General features: G+C 58.1%; 23 protein-coding genes. 15 read left to right on the forward strand and 8 right to left on the reverse strand.

The annotated features are described in order from the left end of the window. The first annotated feature begins 12 nt into the window (after positions 1-12). Positions 13-588, forward strand: a complete 576-nt coding sequence (locus ALB80_RS16345) for a DUF1285 domain-containing protein (protein ID WP_050605162.1) — start codon at positions 13-15, stop codon at positions 586-588. Here the strand turns inward: ALB80_RS16345 and ALB80_RS16350 are convergent. Beyond that, positions 571-1,527: a DMT family transporter gene (locus tag ALB80_RS16350; protein ID WP_253276895.1), complete on the reverse strand. Its 957-nt coding sequence runs from the start codon at positions 1,525-1,527 to the stop codon at positions 571-573. The genes ALB80_RS16345 and ALB80_RS16350 overlap by 18 nt on opposite strands. Positions 1,528-1,705: 178 nt before the next feature. Between ALB80_RS16350 and ALB80_RS16355 the strand changes: the two genes are divergently transcribed. After that, positions 1,706-2,461: a hydroxypyruvate isomerase family protein gene (locus tag ALB80_RS16355; protein ID WP_050605163.1), complete on the forward strand. Its 756-nt coding sequence runs from the start codon at positions 1,706-1,708 to the stop codon at positions 2,459-2,461. Between the two features lie 62 nt (positions 2,462-2,523). Further along, positions 2,524-2,754 carry a DUF2798 domain-containing protein gene (locus ALB80_RS16360; RefSeq protein WP_050605164.1) on the forward strand — a complete coding sequence of 77 codons (231 nt, stop codon included), beginning with the start codon at positions 2,524-2,526 and terminating at the stop codon, positions 2,752-2,754. 42 nt (positions 2,755-2,796) lie between these two features. Here the strand turns inward: ALB80_RS16360 and polA are convergent, their stop codons facing one another. Continuing rightward, positions 2,797-5,601: a DNA polymerase I gene (gene polA, locus ALB80_RS16365; RefSeq protein WP_050605165.1), complete on the reverse strand. Its 2,805-nt coding sequence runs from the start codon at positions 5,599-5,601 to the stop codon at positions 2,797-2,799. A 221-nt stretch (positions 5,602-5,822) separates the two neighbouring features. Here polA and ALB80_RS22230 point away from each other — a divergent pair, with 221 nt between their 5' ends. Beyond that, positions 5,823-6,044, forward strand: coding sequence for a hypothetical protein (locus tag ALB80_RS22230; protein WP_157054230.1), 222 nt, complete (start codon positions 5,823-5,825; stop codon positions 6,042-6,044). A 72-nt stretch (positions 6,045-6,116) separates the two neighbouring features. Here ALB80_RS22230 and ALB80_RS16375 read toward each other — a convergent pair whose 3' ends face one another. Then, complete coding sequence (locus tag ALB80_RS16375; protein WP_083445337.1) at positions 6,117-6,293, reverse strand: zinc-finger domain-containing protein; 177 nt, start codon at positions 6,291-6,293, stop codon at positions 6,117-6,119. 87 nt (positions 6,294-6,380) lie between these two features. Here ALB80_RS16375 and ALB80_RS16380 point away from each other — a divergent pair, with 87 nt between their 5' ends. Then, on the forward strand, positions 6,381-7,370 hold the full coding sequence (locus tag ALB80_RS16380) for an ABC transporter ATP-binding protein (RefSeq protein ID WP_050605168.1): 990 nt from the start codon (positions 6,381-6,383) through the stop codon (positions 7,368-7,370). On the opposite strand, the gene ALB80_RS16385 is transcribed toward ALB80_RS16380, so the two are convergent. Further along, positions 7,367-7,831, reverse strand: coding sequence for a DUF1203 domain-containing protein (locus ALB80_RS16385; RefSeq protein ID WP_050605169.1), 465 nt, complete (start codon positions 7,829-7,831; stop codon positions 7,367-7,369). The genes ALB80_RS16380 and ALB80_RS16385 overlap by 4 nt on opposite strands. A gap of 109 nt (positions 7,832-7,940) precedes the next feature. Between ALB80_RS16385 and ALB80_RS16390 the strand changes: the two genes are divergently transcribed. The 3 genes from ALB80_RS16390 to ALB80_RS16400 all read left to right on the forward strand — a co-directional run bounded on the left by ALB80_RS16390 (position 7,941) and on the right by ALB80_RS16400 (position 12,394). After that, positions 7,941-10,859, forward strand: coding sequence for an error-prone DNA polymerase (locus ALB80_RS16390; protein ID WP_050605170.1), 2,919 nt, complete (start codon positions 7,941-7,943; stop codon positions 10,857-10,859). A 21-nt stretch (positions 10,860-10,880) separates the two neighbouring features. Further along, on the forward strand, positions 10,881-11,321 hold the full coding sequence (locus ALB80_RS16395; protein ID WP_253276896.1) for a group III truncated hemoglobin: 441 nt from the start codon (positions 10,881-10,883) through the stop codon (positions 11,319-11,321). Positions 11,322-11,455: 134 nt separating this feature from the next. Then, positions 11,456-12,394, forward strand: a complete 939-nt coding sequence (locus ALB80_RS16400) for a DMT family transporter (protein ID WP_050605172.1) — start codon at positions 11,456-11,458, stop codon at positions 12,392-12,394. 10 nt (positions 12,395-12,404) lie between these two features. On the opposite strand, the gene ALB80_RS16405 is transcribed toward ALB80_RS16400, so the two are convergent. Both ALB80_RS16405 and ALB80_RS16410 read right to left on the reverse strand, forming a co-directional pair. After that, positions 12,405-13,127 (reverse strand): NYN domain-containing protein, encoded by a 723-nt coding sequence (locus ALB80_RS16405; RefSeq protein ID WP_050605192.1) that lies wholly within the window; start codon positions 13,125-13,127, stop codon positions 12,405-12,407. A gap of 98 nt (positions 13,128-13,225) precedes the next feature. After that, positions 13,226-14,338, reverse strand: a complete 1,113-nt coding sequence (locus tag ALB80_RS16410; RefSeq protein WP_050605173.1) for an S-(hydroxymethyl)glutathione dehydrogenase/class III alcohol dehydrogenase — start codon at positions 14,336-14,338, stop codon at positions 13,226-13,228. Between the two features lie 130 nt (positions 14,339-14,468). On the opposite strand from ALB80_RS16410, the gene ALB80_RS16415 reads away from it, so the two are divergent. Together ALB80_RS16415 and ALB80_RS16420 are read left to right on the forward strand one after the other, a co-directional pair. Beyond that, on the forward strand, positions 14,469-14,756 hold the full coding sequence (locus tag ALB80_RS16415; protein WP_050605174.1) for an I78 family peptidase inhibitor: 288 nt from the start codon (positions 14,469-14,471) through the stop codon (positions 14,754-14,756). A 61-nt stretch (positions 14,757-14,817) separates the two neighbouring features. Beyond that, positions 14,818-16,470 (forward strand): DUF6504 family protein, encoded by a 1,653-nt coding sequence (locus ALB80_RS16420; protein WP_050605175.1) that lies wholly within the window; start codon positions 14,818-14,820, stop codon positions 16,468-16,470. A 3-nt stretch (positions 16,471-16,473) separates the two neighbouring features. On the opposite strand, the gene ALB80_RS16425 is transcribed toward ALB80_RS16420, so the two are convergent. Then, on the reverse strand, positions 16,474-17,199 hold the full coding sequence (locus tag ALB80_RS16425) for an SDR family oxidoreductase (protein WP_050605176.1): 726 nt from the start codon (positions 17,197-17,199) through the stop codon (positions 16,474-16,476). A gap of 193 nt (positions 17,200-17,392) precedes the next feature. Here ALB80_RS16425 and ALB80_RS16430 point away from each other — a divergent pair, with 193 nt between their 5' ends. The 5 genes from ALB80_RS16430 to ALB80_RS16450 are packed head-to-tail and all read left to right on the forward strand — an operon-like array spanning position 17,393 to position 21,599. Further along, the gene (locus tag ALB80_RS16430) at positions 17,393-18,724 is read left to right on the forward strand and encodes an NAD(P)/FAD-dependent oxidoreductase (RefSeq protein ID WP_050605177.1); all 1,332 of its coding nucleotides are present in this window, start codon (positions 17,393-17,395) and stop codon (positions 18,722-18,724) included. Then, positions 18,678-19,223 carry a hypothetical protein gene (locus ALB80_RS16435; RefSeq protein WP_050605178.1) on the forward strand — a complete coding sequence of 182 codons (546 nt, stop codon included), beginning with the start codon at positions 18,678-18,680 and terminating at the stop codon, positions 19,221-19,223. Before ALB80_RS16430 ends, ALB80_RS16435 begins: the two co-directional genes overlap by 47 nt. Beyond that, entirely contained in the window at positions 19,223-20,446 is a 1,224-nt protein-coding gene (locus tag ALB80_RS16440) for an MFS transporter (protein ID WP_050605179.1), read from the forward strand. Before ALB80_RS16435 ends, ALB80_RS16440 begins: the two co-directional genes overlap by 1 nt. Continuing rightward, positions 20,443-21,060, forward strand: coding sequence for a DUF3833 family protein (locus tag ALB80_RS16445; RefSeq protein WP_050605180.1), 618 nt, complete (start codon positions 20,443-20,445; stop codon positions 21,058-21,060). Before ALB80_RS16440 ends, ALB80_RS16445 begins: the two co-directional genes overlap by 4 nt. Then, a complete protein-coding gene (locus ALB80_RS16450; protein ID WP_050605181.1) occupies positions 21,057-21,599 on the forward strand; it encodes a DUF3833 family protein in 543 nt (180 codons plus the stop codon). Before ALB80_RS16445 ends, ALB80_RS16450 begins: the two co-directional genes overlap by 4 nt. Positions 21,600-21,626: 27 nt before the next feature. On the opposite strand, the gene ALB80_RS16455 is transcribed toward ALB80_RS16450, so the two are convergent. Beyond that, positions 21,627-21,851 (reverse strand): hypothetical protein, encoded by a 225-nt coding sequence (locus ALB80_RS16455; protein WP_050605182.1) that lies wholly within the window; start codon positions 21,849-21,851, stop codon positions 21,627-21,629. Positions 21,852-22,754: the final 903 nt, after the last annotated feature.

Here is a 22,754-nt window from a genome sequence, read left to right on the forward strand (position 1 = left end):
ATGGCAAAAGCAATGAGCGGACAAAAACCTGTGAAACCTTCGCCCGATGGTCTGGCTGCATCAGTCAAAGCGACCAAAACCAAGGGTTTACCGCCCGTTCACCTGTGGAATCCCCCGTTTTGCGGCGATCTGGACATCCATATCGCAAAAGATGGCACCTGGAGTTATTTAGGCTCGCCCATCAACCGTTTCGAGCTGGTGAAGCTATTTTCCTCAATTCTTAAGAAAGAAGATGGGAAATACTACCTCGTCACACCGGTCGAGAAGGTGGGAATCACTGTCGAGGACGCCCCTTTTGTAGCCGTAGATTTCGACCGTGAAGGTGAGAGCGAACATCAAAGCCTGACTTTTACCACTCATGTCGGCGATCACGCCATTGCCGGGGCAGAACATCCGATTCGGATCGTCATCGATCCGGAAACGCAGGAACCCTCACCCTACATCCTGATCCGATCGAACCTTGAGGCGCGCATTGATCGCAAAAGTTTCTATCGCCTTGTCGAGATTGGCACCCATCATGACGGCTGGTTCGGCGTTTGGTCTGGCCAGAACTTCTTTGGGTTGATCCCCTCAGCCGAACTTGGCTGATCCACGGACCTCTCGTGGTGCCCGATCCTGCGCAACCACAACGGCCAGAGCAACAACACCCGCGCCCAGCGCGCGGGTCCAGCTCCAGTCTTCCCCCAGCATCAGCATGATCAGCATCACATAAAACGGCGCGATGTTGATGTGGAACGACGCCAACGCAACGCCCAATTTACCAACCGAAGCGATGAACAGAACCTGGCTGAGCCCCATGGCAATCAGCGCATAGATCGCGAGCATTCCGATCTGCTGCGCATCAACCGCCGCACTCGGCATTACATCCATACCCAGTTGCGCGGCCCCAAAACACAGGACACTGGCCATCAGCAACCCACCGGTAAAGGTGATCGTGGCGCGGCCGAGCTGGCTGAGCTCGGGAAAGTCCCGTGCCGTTGCCATGCTACCCCAGCAAAACAGACCGGTTGAAGCGATTGCGCAGACCGCACCCAGCCCCAGTTGTTCCGGTGAACTGGCGCTGGTTGCTATCAAACCACCTACAATCGACACCAAAACGCCAAGTGCAAAGTTCCACTTCAGACGCCGTGTGCCCGCAGCAAGTTCCAGCAATGTGGCCGCCAGTGGTGCACAGGACGCAATAATTGCAACGGTGACGGGATCTGTCAGTTTTTGCGCAAGGATCAGAAGAAACATGCTGATCCCAAAACCGAATCCGCCAATGACCATCGCCCGCCCCCATTTGGCCCTCAGTACACGGCTGGGTCCGTCCAGAAGGAACCAAAGCGGCACCATCACAGCCACTGCCAATGCCAGACGCGCCGCTAGCAGTGCCACAGGTGGCCAGCTTTGCAACAGGATCTCAGCGGCGGGGAAACCCGCAGCCCAGGCCATCATCGAAGCCACCGCCAGACCATTGCCGGACAGGGCCGAGTTGCGGCCAGCAGGCATAAAAAGAGTCACCCCGCGCGCGGGTTCCGGGCTCATCGCCATAGGGTCCAAACCTTTTGTTGGTGCAGCGTGAAAAATGATTCGCTGTTACCGCCCGACTGTCCCTGATCCTTCAACCACGATCTGGCCGATTTTCGACAACTTGTCGTTTTCAGTCCCTTCCCCGGAAACCGCGAGGCGGTTAGGGTCGAGCTGCCGCAACCAAAGACCTTTCATGCCCAGATTCGCCGCCAACCTTTCGCTGCTCTTTACCGAACTGCCTTATCTCGAACGGTTTCAGGCCGCCGCTGATGTGGGTTTCACCGCTGTCGAAATCTTGTTCCCATATGACGTGGCCGCAAAAGAAACCCACCGCGCCTTGCTTGCCAACGGGTTGGAACTGGTTCTGATCAACGCTCCTCCACCCAACTACACCGGCGGTCAGCCGGGATATGCTGCCGTTCCGGGTGGCGAGGTTCGGTTTCAGTCGGATATCCGCCGCGTCCTTCGCTATGCCGATGTGCTGTGTCCTGGGCTCATCCACATTATGTCGGGGTATGCCTCGGGGCCGGACGCGCTGGCGTGCTTTGTACAAAACCTGCAATGGGCCGCCGATACTGCGCCACGACAGAAGTTCACGATAGAACCGCTCAATCCGATGTCGCAGCCTGAGTATTTCCTGAACGACTACGATTTGGCTGCCGAGGTGTTGGATCGTGTGAATCGCCCGAATGTCGGCCTGCAATATGACAGTTTTCACGCACATATGATCCACGGCGATGCACAAGCGGTTTGGGATCGCTTTCACCCGCAGGTCATCCACGCACAGATCGGCGCGGCCCCTGACCGATCTGAACCCGGACGCGGACCAACGGATTTCCAAAGTTTGTTCTCAGCCATGGACGCTGCGGGATATACCGGTTGGGTCAGTGCGGAATACACGCCTTCGACATCGCGAACATCCAGCAGTCTTGACTGGATACGGGCTTAGTACTGGAATTTCCTCGGCGAATACTGCACATCAGAGGCAATACGACTTTCAGGACACCCGCCATGATACCAGCCCGTTATGCCCGCGCCGTATTCAGCCTGATCATGTCCGGCCTCATGTCCTGTATCGTGACGGGGATCGCAACAGTGAAAGCCATCGGTTTCGGCCCCGGAACGTTCGGAGATTGGATGGCGTCCTGGGTCTTTTGCTGGCCGATAGCCTTCATCGTGATTCTGCTGTTGGGCCCAACCGTGCAACGTATGGTGAACCGCATGGTCAGACCGCAGGACTGACCCGCGACGAAGAGGGCCCGGCGGGTCGGATGAGACGCGACGCTAGTGCGCCTCGGCCCAATTCGCGCCTTGTCCGGCATCTACACTCAGCTTCACGTCCAGCTTGACTGCCGGGTCCGAGGCGCCTTCCATCACATCCCGTGCCACGTCGATCACCTGATCCACTGAATCCTCAGCCACCTCGAAAAGCAATTCGTCATGCACCTGCAACAGCATCTTGGCAGGTAGCCCATTGATTGCCCCAGGCATACGCACCATGGCCCGTCGGATGACGTCTGCCGCGGTGCCCTGAATAGGCGCGTTGATCGCCGCCCGGCGCGAGAATCCGGCATGTGGCCCCTTGGCGTTGATCTCGGGCGTATGAATCTTGCGCCCGAACAGTGTCTGGACATAGCCATGCTCTTTCGCAAATGCGACGGTGTCGTCCATATAGGCTCTAATACCAGGGAAACGCTCGAAGTATCGGTCGATGAAGCCTTGCGCCTCGGACCGTGGGATACGCAGGTTTCGCGCCAGACCAAAACCCGAGATGCCATAGATCACACCAAAGTTGATCGCCTTGGCCTGGCGGCGAATGTCGGGCGTCATCTCATCGAGAGGCACATCGAACATCTCGGACGCAGTCATCGCATGAATATCCAACCCATCCGCAAACGCCTGCTTCAAAGCAGGGATATCCGCGATATGCGCCAGAATCCGCAATTCGATCTGACTGTAGTCGAGACTCACCAAAACATTGCCCGGTTCGGCGATAAACGCCTCACGAATGCGTCGTCCTTCCTCGGTCCGAACCGGGATGTTCTGAAGGTTTGGATCGGTCGAGGCCAAACGTCCCGTATTCGCACCTGTGATGGAATAAGACGTATGCACCCGCCCCGTATCCGGGTTGATATGGGTCTGCAGCGCATCCGTATAGGTCGATTTCAGCTTGGACAGCTGCCGCCAATCCAAAACCCTGCGCGGCAGTTCATGCTCGGTCGCAAGATCCTCGAGAATATCCGCGCCGGTCGAGTATTTCCCGGTCTTACCCTTTTTTCCGCCCTCAAGACTCATCTTGTCGAAAAGAATCTCGCCCAGTTGCGCCGGCGAGCCCACATTGAAGTTCTCGCCAGCCAATTCGTGAATTTCGGCCTCTAACCCGGCCATTTTTTGCGCGAACGCGTTGGACATTCGGCTAAGAACGTCCCGATCGACCTTGATGCCATGCATCTCCATTTCGGCCAAAACCGGCACCAAGGGGCGTTCCAACGTCTCATAGACGGTCGTCACTTGGACCTGATGCAGCTGAGGCTTGAACAGTTGCCACAGGCGCAAGGTGATATCCGCATCCTCGGCGGCATAGGCGGTGGCCTCGTCAATCGGCACTTTGTCAAAAGTAATGGCCGATTTGCCCGACCCCAGCAGCGGTTTGATCGGGATCGGCGTGTGGCTCAGATAACGCTCGGACAGTGTGTCCATGCCATGCCCGTGCTCACCACCGTGCATCGCATAAGACATCAGCATCGTGTCATCGATTGGGGCAACATCGATACCATAGCGCGCAAAAATCTTGGCATCGTATTTCATATTCTGTCCGATCTTGAGGATCGACGGATCCTCGAGCATCGGTTTCAGCTTGGTTAGAGCCTCATTCAGGGGCATCTGCCCCTCAGCCAGTGCATCCGAGCCGAACAGATCGTCCGCTGCACCGTCTCGGTGGGTCAGCGGTACATAGCAAGCCTCGCCAGCTTCTACACACAGCGAGATGCCCACGAGATCGGCAATCATCTCGTTCAAGCCAGTGGTTTCGGTATCGACAGCGACCCAACCGCGTTCATAGGCCTGATCGATCCACTTTTGCAGGGCCCCCGCGTCTCGAACACATTCGTATTTCAACGCATCAAACGGGACGAGCTCTGCCTGTGGTTCTTCAGCCGCAGGCGCAGGCGCGTCGGCAATCACCGGAGCTTCGGCCCCCAGCTTATCCGCAATCCGCTTGGTCAGTGTTCGGAATTCCATATCCGCCAGAAAACCCAGCAGCGTCTCGGCGTCCGGATCTTTGGCCTCAAGGTCCTCCAGAGTGAAATCCAGCGGCGTGTCTTCGTCCAACTGCACCAGCTTCTTTGACAGCTCGATCTGGTCACGCTTTTCGATCAGCGTCTGGCGGCGTTTGGGCTGTTTGATCTCTTCGGCACGGTCCAGCAACGTTTCCAGATCGCCATACTCATTGATCAACAGGGCTGCCGTCTTTACCCCGATGCCCGGGGCACCCGGCACGTTATCAACCGAATCCCCTGCCAAAGCTTGCACATCGACCACACGTTCCGGCCCAACGCCGAATTTCTCGAACACACCATCACGGTCGATGCGCTTGTTCTTCATCGCATCCAGCATTTCCACACCGCCGCCGACCAACTGCATCAGATCCTTGTCGGAACTCACAATGGTCACACGCCCGCCCGCCTCGCGCGCCTGCACAGCCAGCGTGGCGATGATGTCGTCGGCCTCGTACCCCTCCAGCTCTTTGCAGGCGATATTGAAGGCTTTCGTCGCCTCGCGCGTCAGGGGCATTTGTGGGCGCAGGTCTTCGGGCATCGCCTCGCGGTTGGCCTTGTAAAGATCGTACAGATCATTCCGGAAGGTGTGCGAGCCCTTGTCAAAGATCACCGCCACATGGGTTGGCGCATCCGGCCCGGCGTTTCCCTCAACATATTTCTGCAGCATGTTACAAAACCCTGAAACAGCGCCAATCGGCAGTCCGTCCGACTTTCGTGTCAGCGGAGGCAGCGCGTGATAGGCCCTGAATATGAAGGCGGATCCGTCGATCAGATGCAGGTGACAGCCTTTTCCGAAATCGCTCTTGCTCATGGTGTCCTGCCTTATAGGATTGTAGTCATGTTCAGTCTGCACGTTTTATCGGCGATAGCGTCCGCAATCGCAATCGCTCTTGTCGCCTCGACCGCATTGGCGGGGCTTAAACTGAGCGCCAAATCAGGGTAACTTATCCAACTGTGTCCCGATCCTTGCTTGTCTGGGCGACAGCGGAATTTTCTTCACCGGTCGCGCCATCGGATGGGGCGAAGGAACGCATGCTGGTCAAACAAGTGCAAATTTTGGTTGTCATGGACAGTGGCGTGCCCAAGGAAGCTTTGGTTTCGGAGAAGCCACACTGGAATGTGACAACGGGCTTAGAGGAAAAGCGTTCTTTACATACCAGCACCCAGAAACCGGCACCGCCAGTGGAATTGGCCGCCTCAGCACTGGGGAAATCTTTCATGTGTGGTCCGGCAAAAATGTCGATCAATTCCTGATCAACAAATATGGCGAAGTCGACGCAGGTGCGCTTTGTCAGAATTTCACCGCACCCGGCACCTGACGGACAATCAGCCCTGTTCAGTGTCCTTAAGAACATATTTACAATCACAATAAGGGCACTCGACCCAACCTGTATCTTCGGGAATTTGCAGCCAGACGCGCGGATGGCCCAATGCGCCTTCGCCACCATCACAGGCGACACGGGCGGTTTCGACGATCTTGGTTTCCGGCGCTTCGATGGTCACGGCTGGCGATCCTTCTTCGGTTGTCGGCCTCGCGGGCATGTACTAGGTGCGTTTATGAGCGATGAGCAAACCGGGGGCAAGAGCCACATGAGCGATGCGGCAATCAGGATCGAAGGGCTGCGCAAAACCTATCGCGGCGGCAAGGGTCAGCCTGAGAAACACGCGCTGAAAGGCCTTGACCTGACCGTTCCACGCGGGTCGGTTTTTGGATTGTTGGGACCGAACGGGGCCGGGAAGTCGACGCTGATCAACATTCTGGCCGGGTTAGTGGTGAAATCAGCGGGACGCGTTTCGATCTGGGGCTTCGATCAGGATCAGAATCCGCGCCAATCCCGCGTTGCAATTGGCGTGATGCCGCAAGAGCTGAACCTGGACCCGTTCTTTTCCCCGCGCGGCGCGTTGGAGGTTCAGGCAGGTTTGTACGGCGTACCGAAATCTGAACGCCGTAGCGATGACATTTTGGAACTGGTGGGCCTCAGCGACAAAGCCGAGGCTTATGCCCGTACGCTGTCAGGCGGGATGCGGCGGCGACTATTGCTGGCCAAGGCGCTGGTGCATCACCCGAAGATTCTGGTGCTGGATGAACCCACGGCTGGCGTGGATATCGAGCTTCGCCAGATGCTCTGGACCAATGTGCGTAAACTGAATGAACAGGGCATGACGATTATCCTGACCACGCACTATCTGGAAGAAGCGCAAGAGATGTGTGACGAGATCGCCATCATCAACCATGGCGAAAAGATCGCGCAGGACAGCACCGCAAACCTGCTGGGCAGGATGGACAGCCGAACGATGGTGATCGTCCCGGACAGCCCTGTGGTTGATCTGCCTACAACCGAAGGAGTCGAAGCCGCGCTACGCGACGATGGCAGCCTTGTCCTGCAGTATCAGGGCAATCAAACCAGCGCCGAGCAGGTGCTGGAATCCGTCCGCGCCGTAGGTATCCGCATCCGCGACGTACGTACCGAAGAAGCCGATCTTGAGGATGTTTTCCTTGCACTGACATCCTCGCGCGCCGAAGAACCGGCGGAAGATCAGGACCAGCCGCGCAGGGGGATGCACCGGGTCAAACTCTAGACCCGGTCAATACGCGCCTGATAGCAGTTGTTTCGGGCCGAGCGGACATGGATATAGGCGATGTCCGCTCGGGCCAGGATGTCCTTCACCGCTGCGCCGATCTGGTCCGTGGGTGTGATCGCTCCGGTGCCGTAGACGATCCGGTCATCCGACCCATAACCCTTGATCAGGTAGTCAGGAGAGGTGGTCAGGATCTCGGGCATCTCTTTCCCCTCGTACCGCTCACACGGTGCAGCACACAGAAAAATCGGGCCGGTTTCTGCGTAAGGATGCGTCTCTAAAAAAGGGCAATATGCCAATATCAGCATCTCTTTGCCTTCTGGAATGTTCTGCAGGCAGTGCCGGCAAGGGTTGCCTGCGCCCGTCGAAACGGAACGCTCGGGCGTAGCGCCATAAGCGTCTGGCCCTCCGGCCTGAAGGGCGCGGACCTTGTCTGTGGGAAGTGCGGTGATCTTGAACATATCGGGTCTCCTTTTCTTTAACCATGTCCACCCGGGACATCCCAAGCGACCCGTTTCCTGCTCAAAGGACTCGAAAAAGAACAAAACGTGAATATAATAGGGAATCGTCATGTATGCCGAGCTGTCGATCACGTCGAACTTCACCTTCCTCACCGGGGCCTCCCACCCCGAGGAGTATATGGAGCGTGCCGTCACCCTGGGCCTGCCCGCCATTGCGATTGCCGATGACAACTCGGTCGCCGGGATCGTCCGCGCCCATACCCAAGCGCGCGAGATCGCCCGTAGGGTCCGCGAACGGCTGGAGTGGGAAGCACAGAATACCTCCATCGGCCCGCCTTGCCCCGATCATATCCCCAAACCGCCGTCCTATCCGGTCCACGCAGTACCCCGCCTGATCCCGGCGGCGCGGCTGATCTTCACCGACGCGCCGACCGTCACCGCCCTGCCCCTGAACCGGCAGGGCTGGGCCAACCTGTGCCGCATCCTGTCCACGGGCCGCCTGCGTGCCGAGAAAGGCGACTGCATCCTGCACCTGTCTGACTTTTTGGAGTTCTCTGACGGCCTCCACCTGCTGCTCTGGCCACAGGCGGACCGATCCCAAGGCGGCGCGAACGCGTGGCGAACACAGACGCAACAGCTGACGCGCCGCTTTGCCGGGCGGATACATCTGTTGATGCACCCACGATATGACGGTGCCGACGGTTCATATTTCTCTTTATTAGAGACTGAATCAAAGCAACTTGGCATCCCCACGCTCGCCAGTGCCACACCGATGATGCATCACGGGGTCCGCCGTAAGCTGGGTGACGTCATGACCGCCATCCGCCTGCGCCGTAAGGTGGACGAGTTAGGCCGAGAGGCTTTGGCCAATGGCGAACAACGTCTGCGCTCCGAGACCGAGATGCTGCGTATCTTCAAAGGTCATGAGGGCGCTGTTGCCCGCGCCCATGAGCTCAGCACCCAACTCATATTCTCGCTCGACGAGCTGCGCTATGACTATCCCAGCGAGGGTAGCGAACAGGAAACCCCAACCGAGCGTCTGCACCGTCTGGCGCATGAGGGGTTGAAATGGCGCTATCCGGCGGGCGCGTCCGAGAAGGCCCAGAAGATGCTGGCGCATGAGCTCACCCTGATCGGCAAGCTTAAATATGAACCCTACTTCCTGACCGTCCGCGACATCGTCCATTTCGCGCGCTCGCGTGACATCCTCTGCCAGGGGCGCGGCTCGGCGGCCAATTCGGTGGTCTGCTTCTGCCTCGGCATTACCGAGGTCAGCCCCGAAATGGGCACGATGGTGTTCGAACGCTTTGTGTCCGAGGCCCGCGATGAGCCGCCGGACATTGACGTGGATTTCGAACACGAACGCCGCGAAGAGGTGATCCAGCACATCTATGACCGCTATGGCCGCGAACGCGCGGGGCTGTGCGCCACGGTTGTGCATTACCGAGGCAAACGCGCCATCCGCGAGGTGGGCCGCGCGATGGGGCTGACCGAAGACACGATCTCGGCGCTGTCCTCGCAGCTTTGGGGGTTCTTCTCGACCGTCGGGCTCGAGGCGCACCGGATGCGGGAAATCGGCCTTGATCCCGAGGATCGCCGATTGAAACAGACTCTAATGTTGGCTTACGAGATCGACGGCTTCCCCCGCCACCTCTCTCAGCACGTGGGCGGCTTCATCATCACCGAAGGGCGTCTGGACGAGCTTGTCCCCATCGAAAACGCCACGATGGAGGACCGCACGGTCATCTGCTGGGACAAGGATGACATCGATAGTCTGGGCATCCTGAAGGTCGATGTCCTAAGCCTCGGGATGCTCACCTGCATCCGCAAAGCGTTCGATCTGATCGGGCAGCAGCATCAGACCAGCTATACGCTGGCGACCCTGCCGCCCGAGGACCCGGTGGTTTATGACATGCTTTGCAAGGCCGACAGCATCGGTGTGTTTCAGGTGGAATCACGTGCACAGATGAACTTTCTCCCCCGAATGCGGCCGCGCAATTTCTATGATCTGGTGATCGAGGTCGCCATCATCCGCCCCGGCCCCATTCAGGGCGATATGGTTCACCCCTATATCCGCCGCCGAAATGGCGAAGAGGAGGTCAGCTTCCCCTCGGACGAACTGGGCGAGGTGTTGGGTAAAACGTTGGGCGTGCCGCTGTTTCAGGAACAGGCGATGCAGATCGCCATCGTCGGCGCGGGTTTCACCCCGGAACAGGCCGACAGGCTGCGCCGCTCGCTGGCAACATTCAAGAAGCACGGCAATGTCAGCGAATTCCGCGCGCTGTTCCTGCGTGGTATGAAGCGCAACGGGTATGATGACGACTTTGCCGAGCGCTGTTTTTCGCAGATCGAAGGGTTTGGGTCATACGGTTTCCCCGAAAGCCACGCGGCCAGCTTTGCGTTGCTAGTCTATGCCTCGGCCTGGATCAAATGCCACCACCCCGGCATTTTCGCCTGCGCCCTGCTGAATTCGCAGCCGATGGGGTTCTATGCCCCCGCCCAGATCGTGCGCGATGCGCGCGAGCATGGCGTTCAGGTGCGCCCGGTCTGCATCAATGCCAGCTTCTGGGACAATGTGATGGAGCCGGACGGCCATGGCGGGCTGGCCCTGCGGCTGGGGTTCCGCCAGATCAAAGGGCTGAGCGAGGAAGACGCCAGTTGGCTGACTGCCGCGCGCGGCAATGGCTACACTCAAGTCGACGATGTCTGGCGCCGCGCGGGCCTTGGCCCGTCGGTGATCGAACGGTTGGCCGAGGCCGATGCCTTCGCCGGCTGCGACCTGACCCGGCGCGAGGCACTGTGGCAGGCCAAGGCGATTGCCACCGCAAAGCCCTTACCCCTGTTCTCGCAAGATCTGGAAGGCGAGGCGCTGGACGAGCCCGAAGCCTATCTGCCGCAGATGACATTGGGTGAACAGGTGGTCGAGGATTACGTCGCTACCCGTCTTAGCCTGCGGGCGCATCCGGTGGCCCTGCTACGACATCTGCTGACGCCCGAGCTGCGCGACAAAACCACGCCTGTTGCCTGACCGCGCAACCGGATATTGGCCATGAACAGAGTCGAATTTGGTGACCTCATGGCCAGACCCACCCTACCACCCCGCTTTCCGGCAACGCCCGAGCAAATCAATGCTCAGGTCCACGCCTTCTATGCCCGCGTGCGCGAAGACGCTGTGCTGGGCCCGGTTTTTGCCAACCATGTCACCGACTGGCCCACTCATGAGGACAAGATCGCCGCCTTCTGGCGCAATGCCATCCTTTATGAGCGCAGCTATGACGGCAATCCGCAGCGGGTTCACATCGAACGGCCCGATGTAAAACCCGAGATGTTCGTCCACTGGCTGGACCTGTTCGAAGACGTCGCCGCGCAGACCCTGCCACCAGAAACCTCTACCCCTTGGGTCGCGCTGGCCCGGCGCATCGGCGTGGGGATGAAGGCCGGGGTGCAATCGGCCCGCCAGCACAAGGACGCACCACCGATCCTGCGTTGATCCCACATCATAGCTGGCTTGCGGTGTTAGCGGTAAAATAGGGGCTATGCGGGCCGAGAGAATAGGGTTACTCAGAGGCAAGACAGCCCCTCTGCGCTGCCCTTTCACATCGAAACATCACCCGAGGCCGACCCATGAGCACTCAGAACACCACTCTCCGGGGTCTTGGCTATGCATTTGCGGGCTTTGCGGTCTTTGCCACCCATGACGCGCTGATCAAGGTGCTGGGCGGGACTTATTCGGTGATGCAGATCATCTTTTTTGCCACGCTGTTTTCCTTTGTCCCTATGGCGGTGACGATCCTGACCGACAGGACCACGGGCAATTTCCTGCCGCATCACCCGTGGCTGGTACTGCTGCGTTCAGGCCTGATGGTGACGGCCATGTCCTGCGCTTTCTATGCGTTTTCGGTCCTGCCACTGGCCGAGGTTTATTCGTTGCTGTTTTCCTTTCCCCTGATCGTAACGGTCCTTTCAATCCCGATTCTGGGCGAGGTTGTCCGCGCCCAGCGCTGGGCCGCCGTCGGAGTAGGCCTGATTGGCGTCCTGATCGTTCTGCGCCCCGGTTCAACAGATATCACGCTGGGGCACCTCGCCGCTTTGACAGCCGCGTTCTGCAGCGCCTTCGCCTCGGTTTTGGTACGTAAGATCGGAAATGAGGAACGCTCGGCGGTATTGATCCTCTACCCGATGCTACTGGCCATCTTGGTGATGAGCCTGACGCTACCCGCCATCTATCAACCACCCTCGCTGTTGCACCTGGCGATGATGGCGCTGGTCGGCGTGTTCTCGGTCATCGCCCAGCACCTGATCATTCTGGCCTACAGGGCCGCGCCTGCCGGTGTTGTCGCCCCCAGCCAGTACAGCCAGATCATCTGGGCGACGATCTTTGGCATGGTTTTCTTTGGTGAACGCCCGGACATCTGGGTCGCGGTTGGAGCAAGCGTCATCATCGCGTCCGGCGTCTACGTTGTCTGGCGCGAGAGTCGGGCGAATACGTCATCGGTCAACACGCCTGTTCTGCGCGTGCGGTCGCCTCGATCAGATACAGGTGCGACACGGCCGGGAGACTAGAACCCAGGCGTCAAGTATCCTTGCATCTGATCTTGAGATCACCATTTGTACCTCTCTTATCAAAGCGATCGATAGCACGTACCAAATCGCTCAGCCTTTTGTAGCCATAAGTTCGAGAGTCGAAATCCGGATACATCTTGCCTAATTGGCTTCCCACAAATGAAAGACTGGCCCAACCGTCGGCTTCGTTCGTGTTTAGTACAACGTTCCGGATCAACTGGTATGCATGGTTCAGCTCATGCTTTGATTTTACGTCACCAGCTTTTTTGACCTGAGGCGCGCCAACTTCAGGCTTCTCTATGTTTTCAATGTAAATGAATCGGTTGCATGCTGCGACAAACGCGCTTGGTGCCTTGCGTTCGCCGATCCCAAACACATCCAATCCCTGTTCGCGGATACGACTGGCGAGACGGGTGAAATCACTGTCAGAGGACACCAATACAAATCCATTGAACCGGCCTGAATGCAGGATATCCATGGCGTCAATCACCAGCGCGATATCACTTGAATTCTTCTTTGATGTGTTAGCGAACTGCTGATGTGGAACGATGGCATATTCGGCCAGAGATTTTGCGTCCCACCCTTGGGGCGATCCATTGGAAAAATCCCCATAGATCCGCCTTAAACCCGCTTCGCCCAATGTTGCGATTTCTTCAAATATCTCAGCGGCATGTTTTGCGGAAACGTTGTCCGCATCAATCAGAACCGCAAGGCGGTCCGTATTTCCTGGTATCACCTGAATTCCTCAACTCAAAATTTAATTCGCATTGAGATATGTAAGAATGAAAAAGGGCGGACAAAAGCCCGCCCTGTGCATTTTGCATATTTTTGTCAGTAGACTACGACAGATCTGATGCTCTCACCTTTATGCATCAGATCAAAGCCGTGGTTGATGTCGTCCAGACCCATGGTGTGGGTGATCATCGGATCGATCTCGATCTTGCCGTCCATGTACCAATCGACGATCTTGGGCACATCGGTCCGGCCCCGTGCGCCGCCAAAGGCGGTTCCGCGCCAAGAACGCCCGGTAACCAGCTGGAACGGACGGGTCGAGATTTCAGCCCCTGCAGGCGCCACGCCGATGATGATTGATTCACCCCAGCCCTTGTGCGCCGACTCAAGGGCTGCGCGCATCACGCCAACATTGCCGGTGGCATCAAAGGTATAATCCGCGCCGCCCTTGGTCAGGCTGACCAGATAAGGGACCAGATCGCCTTCGACCTCGGTCGGGTTGACGAAATCGGTCATGCCGAACTTGGTGGCCATCTCGACCTTTGACGGGTTGAGGTCGACGCCGACGATCTGGTCCGCTCCGGCCAAACGCAGGCCCTGGATCACGTTCAGGCCAATGCCGCCCAGACCGAACACAATCGCGCGGCTACCGATTTCCACCTTGGCGGTGTTGATCACCGCACCAATGCCGGTGGTGACGCCGCAACCGATATAACAAATCTTGTCGAAGGGCGCGTCCTCACGCACCTTGGCCAGCGCGATCTCGGGCAGAACCGTGTGGTTCGAGAAGGTCGAGCAGCCCATGTAGTGCAGGATCGGATCGCCATCCAGCGTCGAGAACCGCGAGGTCCCGTCGGGCATCAGGCCCTTGCCTTGGGTTTCGCGGATCGCCTGACACAGGTTGGTTTTAGGATGCAGACAGTATTCACACTCACGACATTCAGGAGTGTAGAGCGGGATCACGTGATCGCCTGGCTTCAGGCTTGTGACGCCCGGGCCGACCTCAACCACAACGCCCGCGCCTTCGTGGCCCAGAATGGCCGGGAACAGGCCTTCGGGATCGGCACCCGACAGGGTGAATTCATCGGTATGGCAGATGCCGGTGGCCTTGATTTCCACCAGAACCTCGCCCGCCTTGGGGCCTTCGAGGTTCACGTCCATCACTTCCAAAGGTTTGCCCGCCTGAACGGCAACGGCAGCACGGGTACGCATGGTGCTAATCTCCCTGTCTTATTCGCCCCGACCCTGCGTCAATTGCAGGGTGTTTTCAACTGTGCTTTCATGCCAGACTTGCTAATTGGTTGATATTGCAGAAACGACATCGCCGGAATGAGGAACGCCAATGCACAGATTTATCCCGATTCTGATCCTTCTGGCCGCCTGTGCCGAAACACCCGTCTCCGAAGACGCACGCCTTGCGCCCGAGGCCGCGCCGGTTGATCTGGCCTTTTGTCAGGGCGAAGCATTTGCCAACTCCGTGGGCCAGCCGGTTTCAACCATTCGGGCCGATTTGCCGGAACGCACCCGCGTACTGGGGCCGGATGATATTGCGACGCAGGATTACCGGATCGACAGGCTGAACGTCTATGTAAACGGTGCGGGTGTTATTCAACGCCTGACCTGCGGGTAAGCGTGGACTCAGCCGCTGATTCTCGGATAAGAACAAAGTGGGAACATTTTGATGTCTGCCGATGCCAAAACGCCGAATACTCTCACTGTGGTTTCCCCGTCTTGGGGCTGAACGGCTGATCCGCGCCGCGCGGGGGCTGCATTCTGGGCCGTTGGCCGTGGTCACTGAGCAGTCGAACATGCAGGTCATTACCTCGCTGAATATTGAGGCGCAGGCCGCCGGGCTGCGTGTGGGCCAGCCGGTGCGCGATGCCCATGCCATGTGCGCCAGCCTGATCACACGGCATCGCAACGCCCCGGCCGAGGCCGCGTTTCTGACCGCGCTACGCCGCTGGGCGGGTAAGTTCAGCCCCTGGGTAGCCGAAGAGGCTCCGGACGGGCTGATCGTCGACCTGTCGGGCTGCGCGCATCTGTTTGGCGGAGAAGAGGCGCTGCTGAGCGTGCTTGAAACCGACTGCGCCGATATGGGCCTCAGCGTGCAGATGGGCATTGCCGACACGCTGGGCGCAGCCTGGGCTTTGGCCCGCTATGCGGGGCAAGAGGCCACATCCGACCGCAATGGCGATGCCATCAGCCAAGAAGCTCGCGCCACCCGCGCCCGGGCGGGTAAACGGCGGCACTGGACCAAAGGCGGGGCTGCACCACAGGTGATGGCCTTGGGTGGTGGCGCGCGCATTGCGGCACCGGGGCAATCTTATGGTGCACTCAGCCCCCTGCCTATCGCGGCGCTGCGGTTGGACGATCCGGTTGTGGCACAGCTGAACCGTCTGGGACTGCGCCGGATCGGCGACCTGCTGGGCCAGCCGCGTGCCAATTTGGCGCGGCGCTTTGGGCGTGGGCTGGTGCTGCGGCTGGATCAGGCCATGGGCAGCGCGCCCGAGCCGGTTTCTCCGGCCCGCCCACCGCATCATTTTGCGGTACGGATGACGCTGCCCAATCCGATTGGTCTGATTGAAGATGTCATGGCTGCCGTCGATCGGGTGCTGCCAACGCTCTGCGCCAAGCTGGAAGAGAAAGATCGCGGTGTCCGCACCTTGCGGCTGGAGGCGCATCGCGCCGATCAGGCTGCCGAGGTTATCGAGATTGGGCTGGCCCGTCCGACCTATGACAAACACCGGATTCGTCCATTGTTAGAGATGAAAGTTGACAAGATCGATGCAGGCTATGGCATCGACATGCTGCGGCTTGAGGCGATCCAGACCGAGCCCATCCACGCCCGCACGATCGCCGGTCATGCCGAGGCGCGCCGCGTGGCCCGTAACAGGCTTGAGGGCAATACAGCCGTGGATGACCTGATCGGCAAGCTGGGCGCAAGGGTAGGGCTGGAGGCGATCACGCGGCGACATCCAGCGGCCTCGCACATCCCCGAGAAAACGGCGCAGACGCTGGCAGCGGCGTGGTCGGAGCCTGCACGCGACTGGCCTGCGCCGCCACGCCCCCGGCCCTTGCAGATGTGGCAGCCCGAGCCGGTTATGGCGCCGGAGACCCCGGATGTTCCAACCACCTTCCGCTGGCGCGGGCGCGACTGGCGACTGGCGCAGGCCACCGGCCCGGAACGGATCGCACCGGAATGGTGGCTGGATGATCCCAACTGGCGCAGCGGCGTGCGCGATTACTGGGTGGTGGTGACAGAACAGGGGGAGCGTCTATGGCTGTTTTACGGCCATGGCGGCACTATGTCGGCAGGCTGGTTCTGTCAGGGGTATTTTTGTTAGACTCTATTTTCTGCGATAAACCAACAGGTCCGGCAGATAATCAATCAGGCGAATAAACCACGAAAACGGTGCCGGGAAATCGGTACGGAACCGGCGGCGCGACATCGCTTTGACCACGCGTTCTGCCGCATCCTCAGCAGTCATCAGCATCGGCATATTGAAACTGTTCTTGTCGGTCAGGCGGGTCTTGATGAAGCCGGGATTGACAATGCGCACCGTCACGCCCGTGCCCGCAAGATCATGCCGCATCGTCTCGGCCAGCGAGATCAGCGCGGCCTTGCTGGCCCCATAGCCGATAGCGGCAGGCAAACCATGATACCCGGCCAGCGATCCGATCAGCGTGATCTCTCCGTGACCCGCCTGCACAAAGCCCGGAACGATTTCACCCAATACCCGCAACGCACCCGAATAGTTCACATCGCTGATCCTGAGCGACGCCTCGGTGTCCCAGTCGCCCGAGCGCATGGGCTCGTAAGCGCCTGCATTATAGATCAGCCCATCGATATGGCTGGCCTCGGCCACGGCGGTGCGAACAGAGTCTAAATCAGTCACATCGCAGGGAATCGCCCGGGCATTAGGCAGCTTGGAACAGATATCATTCAAACGCGCAGAGTTGCGCGCAGACAGGATGAGATGCGCGCCCTCACGGCTCAACGCCTCAGCCAAGGCGCGGCCCAAGCCCTCGCTTGCGCCGATGATCCAAATGGTTTTCCCGTCAAAGCTGCTCATGTGTGGGCCGTTTCAATTGTGTTTCACAATAATACGGCCCCGCATACGCGTCGGATCAAAACGGTATCGCAAATCACGAATGCTGTAACCAGAAGTCACAAGGTAGTGCATCTGTTAAAAACTCCTATCCCGAGTGATCCAGCGCACCGTACCGTGCGTATCCCATTGTAAAATGTCACATAACGAGGCTGGAATGTTCGACGAAATCCGGGGTGTACGGAAGAAAATTGCGATTGTAGGTGCAGGCATTTCGGGTCTCTCCGCCGCGTATTACCTTTCAGAAAACAACGACGTGACGGTGTATGAAGCCGAACCCAGATTGGGCGGCCATGCCCGCACGGTAATGGCTGGCAAAAACGGAGAGCAGCCGGTCGACACCGGATTTATCGTCTTCAACTACGCCACCTACCCCTATTTGACCCAGCTTTTTGACGAATTGAACGTACCTGTCATCAAAAGCGAGATGAGTTTTGGCGCGACCATCGACAACGGTCGCATCGAATATGGCTTGAACAATTTGCGCACGCTGACCGCGCAGAAACGGAACCTGGCGCGACCCGCCTATTACAAGATGATCGCTGACATCCTGCGCTTTGGCAAAGAGGCACCCGAAGCCGCCAAGGACGACGACACCACAATTGGTGAACTGGTCGATCAGCTGCGTCTGGGACACTGGTTCCGGCACAACTATCTGTTGCCCATGTGCGGCGCGATCTGGTCTACCCCGGTCGAGTTCGTGGATCAGTTCCCGGCCCGTTCGCTAGTACAATTCTTCCGCAACCATGCCCTGCTGGCGAGTGGGCGCGCCAATCAGCACCAATGGTACACTGTCAAAGGCGGCAGCATCGAATATGTCCGCCGCATCGACGCCGCCCTGCGCGCCCGTGGTTGCGACATCCGGCTGGCCGCCCCGGTTCAGGATGTTCAACGTGGTGAAATGGGCGTCGGCGTCACAAGTCACGGCCAGACGGATCAGTTCGACGAAATCATCCTGGCAACCCACTCGGACCAGTCCCTTGCCATTCTGGGTCAACGCGCAACCCCCGCCGAGGCCGCCGCGCTGGGTGCGATCCGCTATCAACCCAACACCGCAATTCTTCACTGTGACCCGGGGCAAATGCCGAAACGGCGCGCCTGCTGGTCCAGCTGGACTTATCGCTCGCAAGCTGGAAATGTGGGCGTGACTTATTGGATGAACCGGCTTCAGAACATCCCGGACAGCGATCCGCTGTTTCTGACGCTGAACGCTTCATCAGAAATTCCCGCGGACAAAATCTATGATCAGGTCGAATTTGCCCATCCGGTGTTCGACAAAGCCGCCCTGAAGGCACAAGGGCAAATCCGCGAGATGCAGGGACAGAACCGAACCTGGTTTGCCGGCGCATATAACCGGCACGGATTTCACGAAGACGGGATTGCCAGCGCGATGCATGTCGTTGCGCAAATAAATGGCACCCCGCAAACCATCGGAGCTGACAATGGCTTTTCTGGGAAAGATCCGGCCATCGCTGTGGCGGCCGAATAACGGGATGCGGCGCGCGGCGCTGCTGACAGTGGCTCTCCTGGCCCCGCCTGGCGTGCTGGCATCGCCAGTGAAAGAAGAATTGAACGACGCGCAACTGCGCGGCTCAGCGACTTTTCGGTATCTGGGTCTACCGATTTATGACGCCAAACTCTATACCCCCGGTGGCGCTCCGCTTAATTGGAGCGAAGACATCGGCCTGCAACTTACGTACCGCAAAAACATCAAGAAGAAAGCGCTGGTCAACTCGACCCTGGACGAGATGGACCGGATCGGACGTTCCACCCCCGTGCGCGATCAACTGGACCGGTGCTTCAAATCCGTGACCAAGGGGGACAGCTTTCTGGCTGTGTCCAACGGGCCGGACAACGTGAGCTTCTGGCTGAACGGTCAAAAGACCTGCACCATGTCCTATCCCGGCATCAAGCGCAGTTTCATGTCCGTCTTTCTGGGGGAAAACACGCGGTCCGCGTCTTTCACGCAGAAACTTCAGGGGCGCTGATGCTTTATCCTCGGGTCAGCCTGTACGCGCTGATGCTCGCTGCGGCGGGTATCCCACTTTATATACACCTGCCGCGCTTTGCGGCGGTAAATCTGGGCTTTGGCCTGGGGGTTATCGGAACCGTCCTGCTGGTAATCCGCCTTGTAGATCTGGTGCAGGATCCGTTGATTGGCTGGGCAATCGACAAATGGCCAAAGGGGCAGCTTGTGTTTGCCTCTCTGGCTGCATTGGGGCTGGCGGTTGGGTTCCCTCTGCTCTTTAGCTTGCCGCAGGGTGCCAGTGTATCAGCGCTGATCGCGATTCTGATCTTGCTGTTCTCGGCATACAGCCTCGGAACCATTCTTCTGTATGGACGCAGCGCAACCTTGGCAAAACATACCGATCCAAAAGAGCTGATGACCTTGGCGGCCTTTCGTGAAGGCGGGCAACTGACCGGCGTGGTCATCGCCGCGAGCGCCCCGGCGCTTTTGGTTGCATTCGGAGCACAAGCCCAAGGTTATCCCGCTTTTGGAGTGTTTTTGGGACTGTTGTCCGTTCTGACCTTAGTGCTGACCGTTCCGATTTGGAGACGTACGCCAATCACTGGCACCGGCCTGTCTTTTGCGGGGCTGGGTCAGGCTGGGGGATTGCGTTTGCTGGCTCTCGCCCTGGTGAACAGCCTACCGGTAGCCATCACCTCGACCCTGTTTCTGTTCTTTGTAGAAGACCGACTGCAACTGCCGGACAAAGCTGGCCCACTGTTGATCCTGTTCTTCCTCAGTGCAGGCGCAAGCGTGCCGCTTTGGGCCAAGCTCAGCAACCGAATTGGCCCGAAACAGACTTTGCTGATTGCCATGCCCCTCTCGATCGCGGGGTTTATCGGTGCCGCCAGCCTAAGCGCCGGAAATCTTGCCGGGTTTGCTGTGATCTGCCTCGCCTCGGGCGCTGCTCTGGGTGCGGATATGGTCGTGTTGCCCGCCATGTTCTCGGTCGTCCTGACCCGGGCCGGGCTGAACGCATCTGCCGCGTTTGGTATCTGGTCTTTCGCAGGCAAACTGGGCCTCGCCCTGGCTGCCTTTTTCACCTTGCCGCTGTTGGAACGCAGCGGTTTCACCCCCGGTCAAACCAATTCTGCACAAGCGCTGGATACACTGAATCTGGCCTATGCAGTGCTGCCCTGCATCCTGAAAGTTGGGGCATTTGGAATGGTCTTGACCCTGCCGACCGAGGTCGCAAGCAAATGAACGCTATCGCCATCATACTGCTGGTCCTTCTGATCGCAGTTTTCATCCGCGCCCGACTGTTGAGCTTTCGCGCGCAATCTCCGTCGGATTACACAGGAACCGGTCCTGTCTTTTCGCTGAAAGAGCATCTGAACGGGGAAATCCTGTCCGAGGGGCTGATCTATGGCCCCAATGGGAAGATGTCGAACAACTTCGTCGCCCGTATGGTTGGCGAATGGAACGGAAACTCGGGCACGCTGTTCGAATATTTCACCTATTCCAACGGCAAACAGATGTCCCGAAAATGGTATCTGACACTGGGCACCGGCAACACGTTCACCGCAATGGCAGACGATATTGTCGGTGAGGGTCAGGGCATCATGTCGGGATCAACCGTCAAACTGACCTACCGGATCATCCTGCCTGAAGATGCCGGTGGCCACACTTTAGATGTGACAGATTGGATGTATCTGACGGAACACGGGGTCATCATGAATCGGTCCGAGATGCGCAAATTCGGCCTCAAGGTCGCTGAACTGGTGGCCACGATGCGCCCCGCTCCCGACGTGAAAATCACACATGTGCCAGGTGCAAACGGGTATGATGCGACATCCGAAGGGAAACCGCTGCAATGAGTGTTTTCCGTTCCCTGATCACGTTTCTTGCGATAGCAAGCCTTGCCCTTCTGGCGGCGTGCTCCAGCAAGCCCAAAGTGCCCAAGACGTTTTTGTCCGACCGGCAATTGAACCTTGAGGAATTTTTCGAAGGCAAGACGGTGGCATATGGTCAGTTTCAGGATGTTCTGGGCAATATCCCCCGCAGATTCACCGTTGATATCGACGGGGCATGGGATGGCGAAACCCTGACGCTGGTCGAAGATTTCGTCTATGACGATGGCGCCACCGAACAGCGTATCTGGACTCTGACCAAAACCGATGAAGATACCTGGACAGGTACTGCCCCCGGCGTGTTGGGCACTGCCAGCGGGATTGAGCGTGGGGATACGTTCAACTGGAAATACAAGATCGACCTGCCGATCAAGGACGGGACGATGCGTGTCAAATTTGACGACTGGATGTGGTTGTTGGATGACGACCGGCTACTGAACCGCGCCTATGTCTCGCGCTATGGCATGCGCCTGGGCGAAGTGATCCTGTTCTTCGAAAAGAAATAGCCGACGTAGGCTCAGACCTTCATCTCGTCAGTAAAAGATGAATTCGTCGGTAGGAACCTGTGACGATCCACTGGCCGATCCTGCCCGCTTCGTTCTTGTCCCGTTCGAGGCGGCAGCCTCGGGTGCAAGTGCATTTTCTGATTTGAGGCGCGCGCGCTCAATCTCACCCCATAGGAAAAACAGACCGTCCCTTTTACCCATCAAACGCGCAGGCACCCTGGCCCGCAAAACACGTGTTTTTGCTTGTGGCATCTGCTCTCTCACTGCCTCCGGTGTTATCCACCTTTTTGGAAAGGCTATCGAATTTGTGCAAAAAAAGCAATTTTGCATAAGCAAAATAGCGCTCGCAATCATGCATTGATGGGCTGGCAGCGTGACTCACTTTAAGATTGCATTCGAGTTCTGCGCCCAGCAATCGTTCTCCGACCTGTTTTCCCAACCTCAACCAAATCGCGCGGCGTTCGCCGAAAGAGGGGGGTGATTGTAGCCCCCCCTCTGGAAATACCGGAACCCAAGAAGACCTCAAAATGCACATAGTAAATCGAGGCTTCGACACATTCGCGCTTTCGATTCAGGCGAACATTTCTCAGGAGCTGTTCGATTTGCTTAACACCGAACGGGAAAGAGCCAAAGAAGAGCGGCACCCCGTTCCTATCAGCTACGGCGGCGCAGACTTTGACTTGTTGCCCCATGGTGGCAACGGGTATCGCTTTATCCTAAAAGGGGGGGCCTTTGGATGTGCATTGGTCCTTCAGGAAACCAAATGCACGCGACCCTTGGGGCATTCGGATTTCGGGTGGTTCAACTCTTCTAGCGACACAAGGGCTCGGGTGTGCGCGATCTTATATTGATAAGACCCTGACAAGGCTGGGATTCCGATTTGAATCGCACCAGGTTAGTATCGGTCGGGCGGATTTCTGCGTTGATGTACTGGCACCTCAATACCAAACATGAGCGTTATCTAGGTCGTCGGTATTTTTCTAAATCTCGCGGGTCTAGGTCTGGCCATATCGGACTTATTGGGTGGTCCGGTCAAAACAGATGCATGGATAAAAACCTACCAAACCCATTTTCCGCCATCGTTGTTGGCGTCGCTGTTTACCTGATATCAATCTCGATTGATCTGGCTTTCATTGCGCTTTCTCTAGGGTCAGG

It is taken from the genome of Ruegeria sp. 6PALISEP08, from assembly GCF_001238295.1.
GTDB lineage: Bacteria > Pseudomonadota > Alphaproteobacteria > Rhodobacterales > Rhodobacteraceae > Ruegeria.

Bases quoted from the DNA above. Each gene is read 5' to 3' on its own strand.
- ALB80_RS16345 (WP_050605162.1), top strand. From the start codon at position 13: ATGAGCGGACAAAAACCTGTGAAACCTTCGCCCGATGGTCTGGCTGCA.
- ALB80_RS16350 (WP_253276895.1), bottom strand. From the start codon at position 1,527: ATGAGCCCGGAACCCGCGCGCGGGGTGACTCTTTTTATGCCTGCTGGC.
- ALB80_RS16355 (WP_050605163.1), top strand. From the start codon at position 1,706: ATGCCCAGATTCGCCGCCAACCTTTCGCTGCTCTTTACCGAACTGCCT.
- ALB80_RS16360 (WP_050605164.1), top strand. From the start codon at position 2,524: ATGATACCAGCCCGTTATGCCCGCGCCGTATTCAGCCTGATCATGTCC.
- polA (WP_050605165.1), bottom strand. From the start codon at position 5,601: ATGAGCAAGAGCGATTTCGGAAAAGGCTGTCACCTGCATCTGATCGAC.
- ALB80_RS22230 (WP_157054230.1), top strand. From the start codon at position 5,823: ATGCTGGTCAAACAAGTGCAAATTTTGGTTGTCATGGACAGTGGCGTG.
- ALB80_RS16380 (WP_050605168.1), top strand. From the start codon at position 6,381: ATGAGCGATGCGGCAATCAGGATCGAAGGGCTGCGCAAAACCTATCGC.
- ALB80_RS16385 (WP_050605169.1), bottom strand. From the start codon at position 7,831: ATGTTCAAGATCACCGCACTTCCCACAGACAAGGTCCGCGCCCTTCAG.
- ALB80_RS16390 (WP_050605170.1), top strand. From the start codon at position 7,941: ATGTATGCCGAGCTGTCGATCACGTCGAACTTCACCTTCCTCACCGGG.
- ALB80_RS16395 (WP_253276896.1), top strand. From the start codon at position 10,881: ATGAACAGAGTCGAATTTGGTGACCTCATGGCCAGACCCACCCTACCA.
- ALB80_RS16400 (WP_050605172.1), top strand. From the start codon at position 11,456: ATGAGCACTCAGAACACCACTCTCCGGGGTCTTGGCTATGCATTTGCG.
- ALB80_RS16410 (WP_050605173.1), bottom strand. From the start codon at position 14,338: ATGCGTACCCGTGCTGCCGTTGCCGTTCAGGCGGGCAAACCTTTGGAA.
- ALB80_RS16415 (WP_050605174.1), top strand. From the start codon at position 14,469: ATGCACAGATTTATCCCGATTCTGATCCTTCTGGCCGCCTGTGCCGAA.
- ALB80_RS16420 (WP_050605175.1), top strand. From the start codon at position 14,818: ATGCCAAAACGCCGAATACTCTCACTGTGGTTTCCCCGTCTTGGGGCT.
- ALB80_RS16425 (WP_050605176.1), bottom strand. From the start codon at position 17,199: ATGAGCAGCTTTGACGGGAAAACCATTTGGATCATCGGCGCAAGCGAG.
- ALB80_RS16430 (WP_050605177.1), top strand. From the start codon at position 17,393: ATGTTCGACGAAATCCGGGGTGTACGGAAGAAAATTGCGATTGTAGGT.
- ALB80_RS16435 (WP_050605178.1), top strand. From the start codon at position 18,678: ATGGCTTTTCTGGGAAAGATCCGGCCATCGCTGTGGCGGCCGAATAAC.
- ALB80_RS16440 (WP_050605179.1), top strand. From the start codon at position 19,223: ATGCTTTATCCTCGGGTCAGCCTGTACGCGCTGATGCTCGCTGCGGCG.
- ALB80_RS16445 (WP_050605180.1), top strand. From the start codon at position 20,443: ATGAACGCTATCGCCATCATACTGCTGGTCCTTCTGATCGCAGTTTTC.
- ALB80_RS16450 (WP_050605181.1), top strand. From the start codon at position 21,057: ATGAGTGTTTTCCGTTCCCTGATCACGTTTCTTGCGATAGCAAGCCTT.
- ALB80_RS16455 (WP_050605182.1), bottom strand. From the start codon at position 21,851: ATGCCACAAGCAAAAACACGTGTTTTGCGGGCCAGGGTGCCTGCGCGT.